1 protein-coding gene and 1 pseudogene are annotated in these 2,231 nt (G+C 69.0%); both read left to right on the top strand.

Features of this window, described 5'->3' with window-relative positions:
• Positions 1-333 precede the first annotated feature (333 nt).
• A pseudogene (locus tag ABZ453_RS51055) lies at positions 334-1,025 on the top strand (transposase); the annotation flags it as partial.
• A 184-nt stretch (positions 1,026-1,209) separates the two neighbouring features.
• Positions 1,210-2,139, top strand: a complete 930-nt coding sequence (locus ABZ453_RS51060) for a transposase domain-containing protein (protein WP_359026905.1) — start codon at positions 1,210-1,212, stop codon at positions 2,137-2,139.
• The last annotated feature ends 92 nt before the right edge of the window (positions 2,140-2,231 follow it).

The following is a 2,231-nucleotide window of genomic DNA, read 5'->3' on the forward strand; positions in this document are numbered from 1 at the left end:
CGCCTGGTACAACGACGAACGGCTCCACTCCGCCCTCGCCTACGTACCGCCCGCCGAGTACGAACGCGCCTGGTGGCGACAACAGGAAGCCACCCCGCAGTCCGCCTGAAACAAGATCACCGGACTCTATGAAACTCGGGGCAGCTCAGGCAGGTCGTGCTCACCGCCCCGGGCAAGGCCGAACTGGTGCGCTTCATCCAGCAACGCGCCAGTAGTTGGCGGGCCCGTCCGGGCCGGCGGGTGTTCATCCCGAAGAACGGGGCGGGGCGAAAACGCCGCCCGCTCGGCATTCCCGTGATCATCGAGAACAACGCCCCGGACACTGATCGACAGGTCACGGTCGACCTCGACGGTGTCCTCGTCATCGCGCACTCCGACAAGCAGGACGCAGCCGCGACCTGGAAGAAGACCTACGGCCATCACCCCCTGACAGCCTTCGTCGACCACGGCCCTGGGGAACCGGAGAGCCGGTCACCGCCCTCCTCAGGCCGGGGAACGCGTGCTCGAACACGGCCGCCGACCACATCACCACGACCCAACTGGCCCTGGCCCAGCTGCCGAAGAAGTACCGGCGCGGACGGCAGACGCTGATCCGCACCGACTCCGCCGGCGGCACCCACGACTTCGTCGCCTGGCTCGCGAAGCGAGGGCGATGGCTGTCCTACTCGGTCGGCATGGTGATCACCGAGCCGATCCATCAACACGTGCTCAAGATCCCGGGCCCGACCTGGACGCCGGCTGTCGAGGCCGATGGCCAGATACGCGACGGGGCCTGGGTTGCCGAGCTCACCGGCAAGTTGCTGGACGGCTGGCCCAGCGGCATGCGGCTGATCTTCCGCAAAGAACGACCGCGTCCCGGCGCCCAGTTGAGGATCACCGACGCGGACGGCATGCGGATCACGTGCTTCGCCACCAACACCACCGGCCAGCCCATCGCCGAGCTCGAGCTCCGTCACCGGCTGCGGGCCAGGGCGGAGGACCGGATCCGGGCCGCCCGGTCCACCGGTCTGCGCAACCTCCCACTGGACCACACCGCCCTTGCCGCTTGTCAAGCATCCAGAGGCTGTGTGTCGAGGCGGCGGGTCGGGAGAACAGAACGGGACCCCTGGAAGTTGAGTCGTCGACCAAGACAGACCAACACCGGAGGTCCCGCTGACGGACCAGTGTGGCACGACGACGCTGACTCAGACCTTCACAACAGCCTGCGGAGTGTTCGCTCCGGGGCATCTCGGCGCCCTGACCCGATATCTCCCCTTCGAATTGGTCGACGATGTCCTTGACCGGCCGGGCCGCCGGGGGCGGACGCGGACGGTGCCGGCGCGGGTGGCGGTGTACTTCGTGCTGGCGCTGGCCCTGTTCCCCGACGCTTCCTACGGGCGGGTGTGGGACACCCTGGCCGGAGCGTTGCGGCAGGCAGGACGCCTCGTGGCGTCGGTGACCGCGGCGGGTCTGGCCTGTGTGCGTCGGCGGGTGGGACCGGACCCGCTACGGGACTTGTTCGAGGTTGTCGCAGGTCCGCTGAGCCGCCCGTGCACGAGTGGCGTGTCCTGGCGGGGTCTGCGCACGGTCGCGTTCGACGGCTGCCGCTCCACCCGCATCCCCGAGACCGGCGACAACGTGGCCTGGCTGGGCCGGTACAAAGTCGCCGCCGGGGTGACCGCCTACCCGCTGCTGGCAGTGATGGCCCTGGCCGAGATGGGAACGCGGCCCCTGCTCGGCGCGGTCGTCGGCCCGTATCGCGGCGAGGTGGAGGCTGCCCTGCAGCTGGTCGGCCACCTGCGCCACGACATGCTGGTGCTCGCCGACCGCGGCTTCGACGCGAACGACTTCATCCGCGCCGTGCACACCTCACGGGCTGCGCTGCTGCTGCGGATCTGCTCCTCGCGCAGGCCCGCCGTGCTGCAGGTCCTGGCCGACGGTTCTTTCCTGTCGGTCATCGCCGGGGTCCCGGTCCGTGTCATCACCGCGACCGTCACCTGCGCGGACGGCAGCACCCATCGGGGCGAGTACCGGCCGGTGACCACGCTGACCGATGTGCGCCGCCACCCGGCCGGAGGCCTGCTGGCCCTCTACCATGAGCAGTGGGAGATCGAGGTGACGTTCCTGGCGATCCGTCACACCATGCTCAGTGGGCGTTAAGTCCGATCTTCCTCGGTTCGTGATCGCTCGATCGTGGTACTGACCGCCGTATGAGCCGTCGGGTGGGCATGTCCATGTTGAGATGCGGGGTG

The sequence above is a fragment of the Streptomyces sp. NPDC005799 genome, assembly GCF_040630525.1.
GTDB lineage: Bacteria > Actinomycetota > Actinomycetes > Streptomycetales > Streptomycetaceae > Streptomyces > Streptomyces griseorubiginosus_B.